Here is a 16,291-nt window from a genome sequence, read left to right on the forward strand (position 1 = left end):
TTGGTGCGCTCGAATTTAGCTTTTGCCATGACTAACTACCTCTAATTAAAAAAATTTGTGAGAAGTGGCTGAGCGAACTCAGCCCTTCTTGGTGACGGCGTCGGCGATGTTGGCCGGTGCCTCTTCGTAATGGTCGAATTCCATCGAGAACGTCGCACGACCCTGGCTCATCGAACGCAGCGAAGTCGCGTAACCGAACATCTCACCCAGCGGAATCATCGCATTGATGATCTTGCCCGACGGGCTGTCGTCCTGACCCTGCAACACGCCACGACGGCGGCTCACGTCGCCCATCACGTCACCCAGGTAATCCTCCGGGCTGACGATTTCGACCTTCATGATCGGCTCCAGCAACACCGGGCTGGCTTTCGCGAAGCCCTGCTTGAACGCCATCGATGCGGCCAGCTTGAACGCCATTTCCGAGGAGTCGACGTCATGGTACGAGCCGAACACCAGCTTGACCTTCACGCCAACCACCGGGAAGCCGGCGATCGGACCACTCGTGATCGTTTCGCGCAGGCCCTTTTCGACCGAGGGGATGAATTCCTTCGGAATGATGCCGCCGGTGATGTCGTTGACGAACAGGAAATCGTCCTTGACGTTGTCGCTCTTGCGCTCTTCCTCGGTCATCGGCGACAGCTCGATCACGACGTGACCGTACTGACCCTTACCACCGGACTGCTTGGCGTGCTTGTAGTCAGACTTGACGTCGGACTTGCGGATCGTTTCGCGGTAGGCCACCTGCGGCTTGCCGACGTTGGCCTCGACATTGAACTCGCGACGCATGCGGTCGACGATGATGTCCAGGTGCAACTCGCCCATGCCCGAGATAATGGTCTGGCCGGATTCTTCGTCGGTCTTGACGCGGAACGAGGGATCTTCCTGCGCCAGACGGCCCAGGGCCATACCCATCTTTTCCTGGTCCGACTTGGTCTTCGGCTCCACCGCCATCGAGATCACCGGCTCCGGGAACACCATGCGCTCCAGGGTGATGATCTTGTCCTGCGCACACAGCGTGTCGCCGGTGGTGACGTCCTTCAGACCCACGGCAGCGGCGATGTCACCCGCGCGCACTTCCTTGATCTCTTCGCGATTGTTGGAGTGCATCTGCAGGATGCGGCCCACGCGTTCTTTCTTCGACTTGACCGGGTTGTAGACCTGGTCGCCGGAGTTCAGCGTGCCCGAATAGACACGGAAGAACGTCAGCGAGCCTACGAACGGATCGGTCATGATCTTGAACGCCAACGCCGAGAACGGCGCCGTATCGGTCGCAGCGCGAGTGTCTTCCTTCTCGTCTTCGTCGATACCCTGGACCGGCGGACGGTCGGCCGGCGACGGCAGCAGGTGCACCACGCCGTCGAGCATGGCCTGCACGCCCTTGTTCTTGAACGCCGAACCACAGAACACCGGCACGATCTCCACCTTCAAGGTGCGCTCGCGCAGGCCCTGCAGGATCTCTTCTTCGCTCAGGTCGCCTTCGTTGAGGTACTTGTCCATCAGGTCTTCGCTGGCTTCTGCAGCCGCTTCGACCATGAACGAACGTGCCTCGGTCGCGATATCGACCAGATCGGCCGGGATATCGCGGTATTCGAAGGTGGTGCCCTGCGATGCGGTATCCCAATGGATCGCCTTCATCTTCAGCAGGTCGACCACGCCCTCGAAGCCGTCTTCGGCGCCGATCGGCACCTGCATCGGCACGGCGTACGCACCCAGACGAGCCTTCAGCTGCTCAACGACCTTGTCGAAGTTGGCACCGGTACGGTCCATCTTGTTGACGAAGGCCATGCGCGGCACGGAATACTTGTTGGCCTGGCGCCACACGGTCTCGGACTGCGGCTGCACGCCACCGACGGCACACAGCACGAACACCGCACCGTCGAGCACGCGCAAGGAGCGCTCCACTTCGATGGTGAAGTCGACGTGCCCGGGGGTGTCGATGATGTTGAAGCGGTGCTGCGGCATGGACTTGTCCATACCCGACCAGAACGCAGTGGTCGCAGCGGAGGTGATGGTGATACCACGTTCCTGCTCCTGCTCCATCCAGTCCATCACTGCAGCGCCGTCATGGACTTCGCCGATCTTGTGACTCACACCGGTGTAGAACAGGATGCGCTCGGAAGTAGTGGTCTTGCCGGCATCGATGTGAGCCATGATGCCGAAGTTGCGGTAACGCTCGATAGGGGTGGTGCGGGCCACGGGGAGCCTCTCAATTTCTTGGATTTCGGATGGCCGAACGCCGCCTTTCGGCGGCCTTCGGATTGGATGCGACGCAAAATGCGTCGCAAACAGCACTCATATGGTGCTGAAGGGCCCCGTTACCAAGGCCCCCGAGGTCACCAGCGGTAATGTGCGAACGCCTTGTTCGCCTCCGCCATACGGTGCGTCTCTTCGCGCTTCTTGATCGCGCCGCCGCGGCTTTCCGAGGCGTCCAGCAGCTCTGCAGCCAGCTTACGCGGCATGGTGTTCTCGCCACGCTTGCGCGCGGAATCGATCAACCAGCGCATTGCCAGCGCCATGCGACGGGAGGAACGCACTTCGACGGGCACCTGATAGGTAGCACCACCGACGCGACGCGATTTAACTTCGACAGCCGGGGCCACGTTATCCAGTGCTTTCTGCACCAGCTCGATGGCATTCGGATTCTTTTCGCCAATGACGTCCATTGCGCCATAGACAATTTTCTCAGCAACCGACTTCTTGCCACTTTGCATCACCATATTGATGAAGCGGGCAATGGTTTCGCTGCCATGCTTTGGATCTGGCAGGACGGTGCGCTGCGGAGTAGAACCTTTACGGGACATTTGAGTATTTCCTTAGCTCTTCGGGCGCTTGGCGCCGTACTTGGAACGGCCTTGACGACGCTTGGCGACGCCGGCGGCGTCCAGCGAACCACGGACGGTGTGATAACGCACACCGGGAAGATCCTTGACGCGGCCACCGCGAATCAGGACCACGGAGTGCTCCTGCAGATTGTGGCCTTCACCACCGATGTAGCTGATGACCTCTTCCTGATTCGTCAGGCGCACCTTGGCGACTTTACGCAGGGCCGAGTTCGGCTTCTTCGGGGTAGTGGTGTAGACGCGTGTGCAAACGCCGCGGCGTTGCGGACACTTGTCCAGTGCCGGGGAGGCACTCTTGTAGGTGGTCGCTTGCCGAGGCTTGCGGACCAGCTGATTGATCGTCGTCATCAGTTGATTCTTCTGATTGAGAGGCCGAGACGGCCTGCACGAAAACAAAGGCAGGACGAGACCGGCCCACCGAGACAGAGAAGTATAGCTGGCAGGACGAAACTCCGTCAACTTCACGAAATCTGAACCTGCTGGCCCATCCAGGGCCGGAAAACGGAGGGCGTCCTGCCCTCCTTTTCGCTTGGCTTACGGCGGCCTTGCGACCGCCGTCGGAGCGCTTACTCCTCGTCCGCGCCAGCGTCGGCCACAGCTGCGACCGGTTCGGCAACTGCCGGCTTGCCCGACAGCGTTTCCATTTCCGAGTCCGTCAGACCCGAGGCCTTGCGACGGCCGGCGTGGTACGCCAGACCGGTACCGGCCGGGATCAGGCGACCCACGATTACGTTTTCCTTCAGACCGCGCAGGTTGTCGCGGGTGCCGCGAACGGCTGCCTCGGTCAACACGCGGGTGGTCTCCTGGAACGATGCCGCCGAGATGAACGACTCGGTGGCAAGCGACGCCTTGGTGATACCCAACAGCACCGGATCGTACTTGGCCGGCAGTTCGTTGCGCTTGACCAGACGGGCATTTTCCTCGATGACGCGCTGGCGCTCGACCTGCTCGCCGTTGAGGAACTTGCTGTTGCCCTGATCGACGATCTCGACCTTACGCAGCATCTGGCGAGTGATCACCTCGATGTGCTTGTCGTTGATCTTCACGCCCTGCAGGCGATACACGTCCTGAATTTCCTTGACCAGGTATGCGGCCAGCGGTTCGACCCCCAGCAGACGCAGGATGTCCTGCGGGCTCGGCTCACCGTCCACCACGGTCTCGCCCTTGGTCACGTGCTCGCCTTCGAACACGATGATCTGGCGGTACTTGGGAATCAGCTCTTCGTGTTCCGAACCATCGGTGTCCTTGATGATCAGGCGCTGCTTGCCCTTGGTGTCCTTACCGAAGCTGATGATGCCCGAACGCTCGGCCAGGATCGCCGGATCCTTCGGCTTGCGTGCTTCGAACAAGTCGGCAACGCGTGGCAGACCACCGGTGATGTCGCGGGTCTTGGACGCTTCCTGCGGGATCTTGGCAACCACGTCGCCCACGCCGACGGCGGCACCGTCCTGCAGGTTGACGATGGAGCGCGGCGGCAGCAGGTACTGTGCCGGCAGATCCGTATTCGGGATCGTCAGGTCATTACCCTTGCCATCGACGATACGCACGATCGGACGCAGTTCCTTGGCATGCGCACCGCGACGCTTCGGATCGGTGATTTCGCGCGAGGCCAGACCGGTCAGTTCGTCGGTCTTCTCGATGACGGTGACGCCGTCGACGAAGTCGATGAAGCGAATGAAACCGGCCACTTCCGAAACGATCGGGTGGTTATGTGGATCCCAGTTGGCAACGCTTTGACCGGCCTTGACCGCATCGCCGTCTTTGGCGGTGATGGTGGCGCCGTACGGCAGCTTGTAACGCTCGCGCTCGCGGCCATGGCCATCGAGCACGGACAGTTCGCCAGAACGCGAGACCGCAACCAGCGAGCCACTGGCGTGCGCCACCGACTTGAGGTTGTTGAACTTCACCGAACCGGTGGTCTTGACGGTGATGTTGTCCACCGCAGCCGCACGCGATGCCGCACCACCGATGTGGAACGTACGCATGGTCAGCTGGGTGCCCGGCTCACCGATCGACTGGGCAGCGATGACGCCGACCGCTTCGCCGATGTTGACCTGGTGACCACGCGCGAGATCGCGGCCGTAGCAGCGTGCGCACACGCCGAACGAGGATTCGCAGCTGATGGTCGAACGCACCTTCACCGACTGCACGCTGGCGTCTTCGAGCTTGGCGACCCAGGCTTCGTCGAGCAGCGTGTTGCGGGTGACAATCGGCTCTTCGTCGTTGCCCGGCAGGTAGACGTCCTCGGCCACAACACGGCCCAACACGCGCTCCCTCAACGGCTCCACCACGTCGCCGCCTTCCACGATCGGGGTCATGATCAACCCTTCGGTGGTGCCGCAATCGATTTCGGTGATCACCACGTCCTGCGCCACGTCGACCAGGCGGCGGGTCAGGTAACCGGAGTTCGCGGTCTTCAGCGCGGTATCGGCCAGACCCTTACGGGCACCGTGGGTGGAGTTGAAGTACTCCTGCACGTTCAGACCTTCGCGGAAGTTCGCCTTGATGGGCGTCTCGATGATCGAGCCGTCAGGACGCGCCATCAGGCCGCGCATACCCGCCAGCTGACGGATCTGCGCCTGGCTACCACGGGCACCGGAGTCGGCCATGATGTACAGCGAGTTCATCGACTTCTGATCGATGGTCTCGCCCTTGGCGTTCTCGACCTTTTCGGTACCGATGGTATCCATCATCGCCTTGGCGATGCGCTCGCTGGTACGCGACCAGATGTCCACGACCTTGTTGTAGCGCTCGCCGGCGGTAACCAGGCCGGACTGGTACTGCTCCTGGATTTCCAGCACTTCGGCTTCGGCCTCGGTGAGGATGCCCTTCTTCTCGTCCGGGATCAGCATGTCGTCGATACCGATCGACACGCCAGCGCGGGTGGCGTAGGCATAGCCGGTGTACATCAGCTTGTCGGCGAACACGACGGTGTCCTTCAAGCCCAGCAAGCGATAGCTGGAGTTGATCAGACGCGAGATGTTCTTCTTGGTCATCTCGGTGTTGGCCAGCTGGAACGGCAGGCCTTCGGGCAGGATTTCGCTCAGCAGTGCGCGACCGACCGTGGTATCAACGATCGAGGTGCCGCTGGTGCGCTTGCCATCGACCGCGTCCACGTCCACCTGGGTGATGCGGACCTTGACCTTGGCATGCAGTTCGACCACGCGATTGTCGTAGGCGCGCTTCACTTCGCTGGTGTTGGCAAACACCATGCCTTCGCCCTTCTTGTTCTCCAGGGCGCGGCTCATGTAGTACAGGCCCAACACCACGTCCTGCGACGGCACGATGATCGGCTCGCCGTTGGCCGGCGACAGGATGTTGTTGGTGGACATCATCAGCGCACGCGCTTCCAGCTGGGCTTCCAGCGAGAGCGGCACGTGAACGGCCATCTGGTCACCGTCGAAGTCGGCGTTGAAGGCGGTACACACCAGCGGATGCAGCTGGATGGCCTTGCCTTCGATCAACACCGGCTCGAACGCCTGGATGCCCAGACGGTGCAGGGTCGGCGCACGGTTCAGCAGCACCGGATGCTCGCGGATCACTTCTTCCAGAATGTCCCAGACTTCGGCTTCTTCGCGCTCGACCAGCTTCTTGGCGGCCTTGATGGTGGTGGCCAGGCCACGACGCTGCAGCTTGGCGAACACGAACGGCTTGAACAGCTCCAGCGCCATCTTCTTCGGCAGGCCGCACTGGTGCAGCTTGAGGTACGGACCGACGGTGATGACCGAACGACCGGAGTAGTCCACGCGCTTGCCGAGCAGGTTCTGACGGAACCGGCCCTGCTTGCCCTTGATCATGTCGGCCAGCGACTTCAGCGGACGCTTGTTGGTGCCGGTGATGGCACGGCCGCGACGGCCGTTGTCCAGCAGCGCATCGACCGATTCCTGCAGCATGCGCTTTTCGTTGCGCACGATGATGTCCGGCGCATTGAGCTCGAGCAGGCGACGCAGGCGGTTGTTGCGGTTGATCACGCGGCGGTACAGATCGTTCAGATCCGAGGTCGCGAAGCGGCCGCCATCCAGCGGCACCAGCGGACGCAGGTCCGGCGGCAGCACCGGAAGCACGGTCATGACCATCCACTCTGGACGGTTGCCCGATTCCAGGAAGGCTTCGATCAACTTGATGCGCTTGGTCAGACGCTTGAGCTTGGTTTCCGAACCGGTGCTGGCGATTTCTTCGCGCAGACGGGTCATTTCCGACTGCAAATCGATCGTGCGCAGCAGCTCGTACACGGCCTCGGCACCCATGGCGGCGTCGAAGTCGTCGTTGTACTCCTGGCGTGCGGTCAGGTACTGCTCTTCGGTCAGCAGCTGGCGGCGCTCGAGCGGAGTCAGACCCGGCTCGGTGACGACATAGGCTTCGAAGTACAGCACGCGCTCGATGTCACGCAGAGTCATGTCCAGCATCAAACCGATGCGCGACGGCAGCGACTTGAGGAACCAGATGTGCGCGACCGGCGAGGCCAGGTCGATGTGACCCATGCGCTCGCGGCGCACCTTGGCCAGAGTGACTTCGGTGCCGCACTTTTCGCAGACCACACCACGATGCTTCATGCGCTTGTACTTGCCGCACAGGCATTCGTAGTCCTTGATCGGTCCGAAGATGGCGGCGCAGAACAGGCCGTCACGCTCGGGCTTGAAGGTACGGTAATTGATGGTTTCGGGCTTCTTCACTTCGCCGTAGGACCACGAACGAATCAGGTCCGGCGACGCCAGCGCGATCTTGATCGCGTCGAAATCCAGCGTCTGGCGCTGCTGATTGAAGAGGTTGAGCAGGTCTTTCATTTGATATCTCCGGGTCGGAGGAATTTCGTATCTGAGATGAAACGCGAATAGCTTTGATCGGGACCGGGATCAGGGAGCCGTACCGCGGAAGAGCGAACGCGCTGGGCGCTCGCCTCTTCCGGGTTGCCGGCCCCTGAACCGGCCCTGCGCTTACTCTTCCAGTTCCATGTTGATCGCCAGCGAGCGGATTTCCTTCACCAACACGTTGAAGGATTCCGGCATGCCCGCGACCATCTCGTGCTCACCATCGACGATGTTCTTGTACATCTGGTTGCGGCCCTGCACGTCGTCGGACTTCACCGTCAGCATTTCCTGCAGTGTGTAGGCCGCGCCGTAGGCTTCCAGCGCCCAGACTTCCATTTCGCCGAAGCGCTGACCACCGAACTGCGCCTTGCCGCCCAGCGGCTGCTGGGTCACGAGCGAGTATGGCCCGGTCGAACGTGCATGCATCTTGTCGTCGACCAAGTGGTTCAACTTCAGGTAGTGCATGTAGCCGACCGTGGTCTTGCGATCGAACGCTTCGCCAGTGCGACCGTCGTAGAGCTGGGTCTGACCGCTCTGCGGCAGGTCGGCCAGTTCCAGCATGCGCTTGATTTCCGCTTCGCTGGCGCCGTCGAACACCGGGGTGGCCATCGGCACGCCGTCGATCAGGTTCTTGCCCAGGTTGAGCAATTCCTCATCGCTGAACTGCGACAGATCCACACGCTGTGCATTGATCGTGCTGTCGTGGTTGTAGATGTCGTCCAGGAACTTGCGCAGTTCGCTGACCGCCGTCTGCGCTTCCAGCATGCGCTGGATCTTGCGACCCAGGCCCTTGGCGGCCCAGCCCAGATGCACTTCCAGAATCTGGCCGATGTTCATACGCGACGGCACGCCGAGCGGGTTCAATACGATGTCGACCGATTCGCCGGTGGCCATGTACGGCATGTCCTCGACCGGAACGACGTTGGAGACCACACCCTTGTTGCCGTGGCGGCCTGCCATCTTGTCGCCCGGCTGGATGCGGCGCTTCACCGCCAGGAACACCTTGACCATCTTCAGCACGCCCGGCGCGAGGTCATCGCCCTGGGTGATCTTGCCGCGCTTGTCGGCGAAGCGTGCTTCGAATTCCTTCTCGTGCGCCTGGATCTGCTTCTGCGCGCGCTCGATGGCGTCTGCAGCGTCCTCGTCCTTCATGCGCAGCTGGAACCAGTCGGACTTCTTCAGCCCATCAAGGTACGCGTCGGTGACGGTGTCGCCCTTCTTCAGGTTCGCGCCGCCGTTGGCAACCTTGCCCACGATTTGCGAGCGCAGACGTGCGTAGATGGCTGCTTCCAGGATGCGGAACTGGTCGTCGAAGTCCTTCTTGACGCGTTTGATTTCAGACTCTTCGATCTGACGCGCACGCTTGTCCTTCTCGATGCCGTCGCGGGTGAAGACCTGCACGTCGATGACGGTACCGTCCATGCCCGGGGGCACGCGCAGCGAGCTGTCCTTCACGTCGGACGCCTTCTCACCGAAGATCGCACGCAGCAGCTTTTCTTCCGGGGTCAGCTGGCTCTCGCCCTTCGGCGTGACCTTGCCGACCATGATGTCGCCGGCGCGCACTTCTGCACCGATGTACACAACGCCGCTTTCGTCCAGACGGTTCAAGGCCTGCTCGGACACGTTCGGGATGTCGGCGGAGATTTCTTCCGGCCCCAGCTTGGTGTCGCGCGCAACGCAGGTCAGTTCTTCGATATGGATCGTGGTGTACCGATCTTCTTCCACCACGCGCTCGGAGAGCAGGATGGAGTCTTCGAAGTTGTAGCCGTTCCACGGCATGAAGGCGATCAGCATGTTCTGACCCAGCGCCAGTTCACCGATGTCGGTGGACGGGCCGTCGGCCAGCACGTCGCCGCGCGCGATCACGTCGCCCACATTCACCAGCGGACGCTGGTTGATGCAGGTGTTCTGGTTGGAGCGGGTGTACTTGATCAGGTTGTAGATATCCACGCCGGCATCGGTGCCGCCGCCGATTTCTGCCTCGTTGACCTTGACCACGATGCGGGCCGCGTCGATCTGCTCGATCACGCCACCACGCAGCGCATTCACGGTCACGCCCGAGTCGCGCGCAACCGCACGCTCGATGCCGGTACCGACCAGCGGCTTCTGCGAACGCAGCGTCGGCACGGCCTGGCGCTGCATGTTGGCGCCCATCAGTGCGCGGTTGGCGTCGTCGTGCTCGAGGAACGGCACCAGCGCCGCTGCGACCGACACGGTCTGCATCGGCGAGACGTCCATGAAGTGCACTTCGGACGGCGGCTTCAACAGCGATTCGCCCTGGAACCGGCACGGCACGAACTGCTCGGTGAGCATGTTCTTGGCATCGGTCAGCGCATTCGCCTGGGCGATCACGTACTCGTTTTCTTCGATCGCCGACAGGTATTCGACGTCGTCGGAGACCTTGCCGTCCAGCACCTTACGGTACGGCGTCTCGAGGAAGCCGTACTGGTTGGTGCGGGCGAACACGGCCAGTGAGTTGATCAGGCCGATGTTCGGGCCTTCCGGCGTTTCGATGGTGCAGACGCGGCCGTAATGGGTCGGATGCACGTCGCGCACTTCGAAGCCGGCGCGCTCGCGGGTCAGACCGCCCGGGCCCAGTGCGGAGACGCGACGCTTGTGCGTCACTTCCGACAGCGGGTTGTTCTGGTCCATGAACTGCGACAGCTGCGAGGAGCCGAAGAATTCCTTGATCGCCGCAGCCACCGGCTTGGCATTGATCAGCTCCTGCGGGGTCAGGCCTTCGGATTCGGCCATCGACAGCCGCTCCTTGACCGCACGCTCGACGCGGACCAGGCCCACGCGGAACACGTTCTCGGCCATTTCGCCGACCGAACGCACGCGACGGTTGCCCAGGTGATCGATGTCGTCGACCACACCGCGACCGTTACGGATCTCGGTGAGCACCTTGATCACTTCCAGGATGTCGGAGGTGTCGGTGTGCTCGGCGACCAGGCGCTTGGATTCTTCGTCGTTACGCTCGGCGAAATACTTCTTGTCGTACAGCACCGACTCGCCCAGCACGTCCTTGCGGCCGACGCGACGGTTGAACTTCATGCGGCCGACCGTGGACAGGTCGTAACGCTCAAAGGTGAAGAACAGGTTGTGGAACAGATTCTGTGCGGCTTCCTTGGTCGGCGGCTCGCCCGGACGCATCATGCGGTAGATTTCGACCAGCGCTTCCAGCTGCGTCTTGGTCGGATCGATGCGCAAGGTGTTGGACAGGTACGGACCACGATCAAGATCGTTCACCCACAGGGTGCCGACTGCATCGACGCCGGCCTTGCGGAACGCAGCCAGCTGGTCTTCGCTGATTTCGTCGTTGGCATTGGCCAGCAATTCGCCGGTCGAGCCATCGACCACGTCGTGCGACAGGATGCGGCCGACCAGGTAGTCGTCCGGCACGGCCAGCGCGGCAACGCCGGCGGCTTCCAGTTGCTTGACGTGACGCGCGGTGATGCGCTTGCCGGCTTCGACGATGACCTTGTCGCCGTCGGCCAGGTCGAAGTTCAGCGTTTCACCACGCAGACGCTCCGGCACCAGCTCCAGCTGCACGCCTTCGTCCGGATTGATGTGGAAGGTGTTGATCTCGAAGAACTCGGCCAGCATTTCTTCGTTGTTGTAGCCGAGCGCGCGCAACAGGATCGACACCGGCAGCTTGCGGCGACGGTCGATACGGGTGAACAGCGCATCCTTCGGGTCGAACTCGAAGTCCAGCCAGGAGCCGCGGTACGGAATGATGCGGGCGCTGTACAGCAGCTTGCCCGAGCTGTGGGTCTTGCCACGGTCGTGGTCGAAGAACACGCCCGGCGAGCGGTGCAGCTGCGAGACGATCACGCGCTCGGTGCCGTTGACGATGAAGGTACCGTTGCCGGTCATCAGCGGAATTTCGCCGAGATAGACCTCCTGCTCCTTCACGTACTTGATCGCCTTGGTCGACGACTCGCGGTCGTAGATCACCAGGCGCACGGTGACCCGCAACGGCGCGCCGTAGCTCATGCCACGCTGACGGCATTCACGCTCGTCAAACACCGGCTGACCCAGCTTGTAGCCGACGTACTCCAGCGCAGCATTGCCGCTGTAGCTGGAAATCGGGAACACCGACTTCAGAGCCGCGTGCAGACCGAGGTCCTTGCGCTTGGTCGGCTCCACGTCTTCCTGCAGGAATTCGCGGTAGGAATCCACCTGGATGGCAAGCAGGAACGGCACTTCGAGGATCGAGCGCTGCTTACCGAAATCCTTGCGGATACGCTTTTTTTCGGTGAACGAATAAGACGTCATGAGGTCTTCACCCTAGGCTGCGGGGGCCGCGTCGCGGCGGCCCTGAAATAACAAAATTGTCAGTTGGAAGTCGCTGGTATTGCCGGCACCAGCACGCCTTCTCCTGCTACTTCCAACTACCAACTCGGTGAAGCGGGGATTGGGGAAGACGGGATTGGGGATGCGCGAAGACTGCCTTCGAATCCCGAATTCCGCCGCTCAAATCCCGGCTTTCCATCAACGGCCAAAGGCCGGGAGCTTTACGCTCCCAGCCTTTAGTGCATCACCCTGAAACGCTGGCGATGCAAGATGTTGCTTACTTGACTTCGACGGTCGCGCCGGCTTCGGTCAGTTCCTTCTTGATCTTCTCGGCTTCGTCCTTGCTGACGGCTTCCTTCAGCATGCCGCCAGCTTCGGTCAGATCCTTGGCTTCCTTCAGACCCAGGCCGGTCACAGCACGGACGGCCTTAATGACGCCGACCTTGTTGGCGCCACAGTTGGTCAGCACCACGTTGAACTCGGTCTGCTCTTCAACCACGGCGGCCGGGCCAGCTGCAGCAGCAGCGACCGGGGCAGCGGCGGAGACGCCGAACTTCTCTTCGATGGCCTTGACCAGCTCCATCACTTCCATCAGGGACTTCTCGGCGATGGCGTCGACGATCTGTTCGTTGGTAAGGGACATTGTGATTACCTTTAAATGATTTTCTGGATTGGGGTTCTAGCGAACGCTAGGACATCAAGCTTCGGCAGTCTCGGCGACCGGCGCGGCGGCTTCGTCGCCACCACCCTGCTTGTCGCCAACGGCCTTGACGGCACGGGCGAACATGGCAGCCGGTTCGGACAGCACGCGGGCCAGCATGGCCAGGGCCTGGTCACGGGTCGGCAGCGATGCCAACACGTCGACGTGGCCAGCCGGGAACAGTTCCCCGCCGATGGACACGACCTTGGCCTGCAGCTTGTCGTTGCTCTTGGCAAATTCCTTGATCAGGCGACCGGCGGCACCGGGCTCCTCCATCGAAAACGCATACAGCAAAGGACCGACCAGCTTGTCAGCAGCGACAGCGAAATCAGTACCTTCAACGGCGCGCGCAGCCAGGGTGTTCTTGACAACTTTCAAGAACACGCCGGTTTCGCGGGCCTGCTTACGCATCGCGGTCATCTGGGAGACCGTGGTGCCAGCGTATTCGGCGGCGATCAGGGAGTGGGCCTTGGCGGCGATGTCTGCCAGCTCGGCGACTACTTCTTGCTTCTGGGACAGATTGAGAGCCATTGCACTCCTCCGTTAAAGCCGGGATTGGTGATTGGTGATTGGTGATTCGTCGAAAGCCATGAAGCCGCTCCTGCAAATCCCCAATGCCGAATCCCTCATCCCTGCTTCAAACTACTCCGCTCGCGGCTCCTGCCGGTTGCGGTCCAGGGCAGCCTCCTTCCTGGAAGCCGGGAACATCAACTGATGCTCCTTTGGTGGCCGTTCTAGACCTGGAGTGGACTCGATCCGGGAGGTCCCAGACGCGCGTAAACCAGAAAGCTCCAGAAGGGCGACACCATCTACGCCGGCCGGTTCGAAACGAACCAATTAAGCGATCCCGCTGCATCGACGGCGACTCCTTGCCAGTGCGAGCATCCTTGCCCGTCGTCGATCTGCGCTGACCGCACCTGCGGTCTTTGACGGCTACCGCCGGACGCGCCGGCGATCGCCTTCAAAATGTCCGTTACCCCAAAGGAGGGAACGGACTCCCAGCACACGGTGACCCGGGCCGGAAAAACAATGCAGTACTGCACAAACACGTCAGGCGCATGACGCCCGACGCATTCGATTACTTCAGCGACAGGCTCGACTGATCGACCGTTACGCCCGGGCCCATCGTCGAGCTGACCGATACCTTCTGCAGGTAGGTGCCCTTCGAGGTCGCCGGCTTGGCCTTGACCAGATCCAGCAACAGCGCCTGCAAGTTCGACTTCAGCGCTTCATCATCGAAGCTGGCCTTGCCGATGGTGCAGTGGATGATGCCGGCCTTGTCGGTGCGGTAACGCACCTGGCCCGACTTGGCGTTTTTGACCGCTTCGCCCGGGTTGGCCGACACGGTGCCGACCTTCGGGTTCGGCATCAGGCCGCGCGGACCCAGCAGGGTGCCCAGCTTACCGACAACGCGCATGGCGTCCGGGGTCGCGATGACCACGTCGTAGTTCAGATCGCCGGCCTGCATCTTCTCGGCCAGGTCGTCCATGCCCACCGCCTCGGCGCCAGCAGCCAGGGCCTCGTCGGCCTTGGCGCCTGCCGGTGCGAACACTGCAACGCGCACGCTCTTGCCGGTACCGGCCGGCAGCACGGTCGAGCCGCGCACTTGCTGGTCGGACTTCTTGGCATCCACGCCCAGGCGCACGGCAACATCGATCGACTCGACGAACTTGGCCTTGGTAGCGGTCTTCAGGATCTTGATTGCGTCTTCGAAGGCATAGGTCTTGCCCGGAACGACAGCGGCCGCAATGGCCTTAACGCGCTTGCTCTGTGCCATGTCTTAGCCCTCCACCGTCAAACCCATGCTGCGGGCAGAACCCGCAATCGTGCGAACTGCCGCTTCCAGCTCGGCTGCCGTCAAATCGGCTTCCTTGACCTTAACGATCTCTTCGAGCTGCTTGCGCGTCACCTTGCCCACCTTGTCGGTGTTGGGACGCTTCGAGCCGGAGGTCACGCCTGCGGCCTTCTTGAGCAGCACGCTGGCCGGGGTGCTCTTGGTGACGAAGGTGAAGGTACGGTCGGAATACGCAGTGATGATCACCGGCGTCGGCAGACCCGGCTCCAGCTTCGACGTCGCAGCGTTGAATGCCTTGCAGAATTCCATGATGTTCAGACCGCGCTGACCCAGTGCAGGGCCAACCGGCGGCGCAGGATTGGCCTGACCGGCCTTGACCTGCAGCTTGATGAAAGCAGTAATCTTCTTAGCCATTTCGATACTCTCCGGGTGCTAACGCCTGACAACAGGCTCCCCATCGGACCGGGAAATCACGTGTCCCGGCTTCACGTTGTTGACCACACGCAGATGGCCGCCATGCGGCAGCCATTGTTTCCCGGCGATTCGCCAGGACAGCGAGCCGCGCACTATAGCAGCATCTGAGGCGAGCGCCTAGTCGGCGCTCACCAGGTCAGCCCTTCTCGACCTGGCCGAATTCGAGCTCGACCGGGGTGGACCGACCGAAGATGAGCACGGCCACACGCAGCCTGCTCTTCTCGTAATTGACTTCTTCGACGACGCCATTGAAGTCGTTGAACGGACCCTCGGTGACACGCACCATCTGGCCCGGCTCGAACAACACCTTCGGACGCGGCTTTTCGACACCGTCCTGCACGCGCTGCAGGATCGCATCAGCCTCTTCGTCGCGGATCGGCAGCGGCCGATCGGCGGTACCGCCAATGAAGCCCATCACCTTGGAAGTTTCCTTCACCAGGTGCCAGCTTTCGTTGTCGATGCGCGGAATACCGGCTTCTTCGTGGGTTTCGATCTGCACCAGCACGTAGCCGGGGAAGAATTTACGCTCGGACCGACGCTTCTGGCCGGCGCGCATCTCGATGACCTCTTCGGTCGGCACCAGCACGTCGCCGAAACGATCTTGCATTTCGGTACGGGCGATGCGGTCGCGCAGTGCCTGCGCAACGGATTTTTCGAAGCCTGAATAGGCGTGAACGACATACCAACGCTTCACTGCTTGATTCTCCTCAACGAGCCAGGAACCACTGCGTGAGCTTCTGGATGACAAAGTCGAAGCCGCCCAACAGCAAACTCAGAATGATCACAACAACAATCACGACCCAGGTGGTGCGAATGGCTTCCTGACGCGTCGGCCAGACAACCTTACGCAATTCGAACCTGGATTCGGACATGAATTCGCGGGTCTCACGGCCTTTGCCGGTGCCCAGAAACACAAATACACCCGCCACCAATCCCACGATCACAGCCAGCGCGCGCAACTGCGGCGTCCAGGCTCCAAGCTGGGTGGCGCGCTCAGGCGCAGAAAACCAGAACCACACAAACAACCCCGCAACCACGAGGAGTGCGGAGATGACGTATTTCACGATATCAGCGCTGGCAGCGGACGCGCTTTTGGAAGGCTCGATTTTGCTATTCATCCGGCTCTAGTTACCGATCTGACCCGAATCGCTGGGCCGGAAAGAGGAGTGGCACGCCAGGAGGGACTCGAACCCCCAACCTGCGGTTTTGGAGACCGCTGCTCTGCCAATTGAGCTACTGGCGTATGTACTCGTTTACCGCAAACCCCAAGACAACGAAGGCGGACCGCGGTTCAGCCGGCCCGCCATTCGTTTGAATCCAGCCGCCATCAGGCAGCTGGACGCAGGCACTTACTTGATGATCTTGGCAACCACGCCGG

General features: G+C 61.5%; 11 protein-coding genes and 1 tRNA gene. All 12 read right to left on the reverse strand.

From position 1 onward, the window contains the following. Positions 1 to 78: 78 nt before the first annotated feature. Positions 79 to 2,196 (reverse strand): elongation factor G, encoded by a 2,118-nt coding sequence (fusA, locus tag XpruCFBP8353_RS22345; protein ID WP_101365184.1) that lies wholly within the window; start codon positions 2,194 to 2,196, stop codon positions 79 to 81. 137 nt (positions 2,197 to 2,333) lie between these two features. Further along, positions 2,334 to 2,801: a 30S ribosomal protein S7 gene (rpsG, locus tag XpruCFBP8353_RS22350; protein ID WP_005917592.1), complete on the reverse strand. Its 468-nt coding sequence runs from the start codon at positions 2,799 to 2,801 to the stop codon at positions 2,334 to 2,336. A gap of 12 nt (positions 2,802 to 2,813) precedes the next feature. Continuing rightward, positions 2,814 to 3,188 (reverse strand): 30S ribosomal protein S12, encoded by a 375-nt coding sequence (rpsL, locus tag XpruCFBP8353_RS22355; RefSeq protein WP_002811712.1) that lies wholly within the window; start codon positions 3,186 to 3,188, stop codon positions 2,814 to 2,816. Between the two features lie 218 nt (positions 3,189 to 3,406). Further along, positions 3,407 to 7,624: a DNA-directed RNA polymerase subunit beta' gene (gene rpoC / locus XpruCFBP8353_RS22360; protein ID WP_053502912.1), complete on the reverse strand. Its 4,218-nt coding sequence runs from the start codon at positions 7,622 to 7,624 to the stop codon at positions 3,407 to 3,409. 150 nt (positions 7,625 to 7,774) lie between these two features. Beyond that, complete coding sequence (rpoB, locus tag XpruCFBP8353_RS22365) at positions 7,775 to 11,926, reverse strand: DNA-directed RNA polymerase subunit beta (protein ID WP_101365185.1); 4,152 nt, start codon at positions 11,924 to 11,926, stop codon at positions 7,775 to 7,777. Between the two features lie 295 nt (positions 11,927 to 12,221). Further along, complete coding sequence (gene rplL / locus XpruCFBP8353_RS22370; RefSeq protein ID WP_101365186.1) at positions 12,222 to 12,587, reverse strand: 50S ribosomal protein L7/L12; 366 nt, start codon at positions 12,585 to 12,587, stop codon at positions 12,222 to 12,224. Between the two features lie 54 nt (positions 12,588 to 12,641). Then, positions 12,642 to 13,175, reverse strand: a complete 534-nt coding sequence (gene rplJ / locus XpruCFBP8353_RS22375) for a 50S ribosomal protein L10 (protein WP_005930748.1) — start codon at positions 13,173 to 13,175, stop codon at positions 12,642 to 12,644. A 547-nt stretch (positions 13,176 to 13,722) separates the two neighbouring features. Then, positions 13,723 to 14,421, reverse strand: coding sequence for a 50S ribosomal protein L1 (gene rplA / locus XpruCFBP8353_RS22380; RefSeq protein WP_024712228.1), 699 nt, complete (start codon positions 14,419 to 14,421; stop codon positions 13,723 to 13,725). 3 nt (positions 14,422 to 14,424) lie between these two features. Further along, positions 14,425 to 14,853, reverse strand: coding sequence for a 50S ribosomal protein L11 (rplK, locus tag XpruCFBP8353_RS22385; RefSeq protein WP_065466062.1), 429 nt, complete (start codon positions 14,851 to 14,853; stop codon positions 14,425 to 14,427). Between the two features lie 196 nt (positions 14,854 to 15,049). Further along, on the reverse strand, positions 15,050 to 15,607 hold the full coding sequence (gene nusG, locus XpruCFBP8353_RS22390; RefSeq protein WP_065466060.1) for a transcription termination/antitermination protein NusG: 558 nt from the start codon (positions 15,605 to 15,607) through the stop codon (positions 15,050 to 15,052). Between the two features lie 13 nt (positions 15,608 to 15,620). Then, a complete protein-coding gene (gene secE, locus XpruCFBP8353_RS22395; RefSeq protein ID WP_065466058.1) occupies positions 15,621 to 16,031 on the reverse strand; it encodes a preprotein translocase subunit SecE in 411 nt (136 codons plus the stop codon). Between the two features lie 49 nt (positions 16,032 to 16,080). Beyond that, positions 16,081 to 16,156 (reverse strand) — tRNA-Trp (locus XpruCFBP8353_RS22400). Between the last annotated feature and the right edge of the window lie 135 nt (positions 16,157 to 16,291).

Source organism: Xanthomonas prunicola (assembly GCF_002846205.1).
Taxonomy (GTDB): domain Bacteria; phylum Pseudomonadota; class Gammaproteobacteria; order Xanthomonadales; family Xanthomonadaceae; genus Xanthomonas; species Xanthomonas prunicola.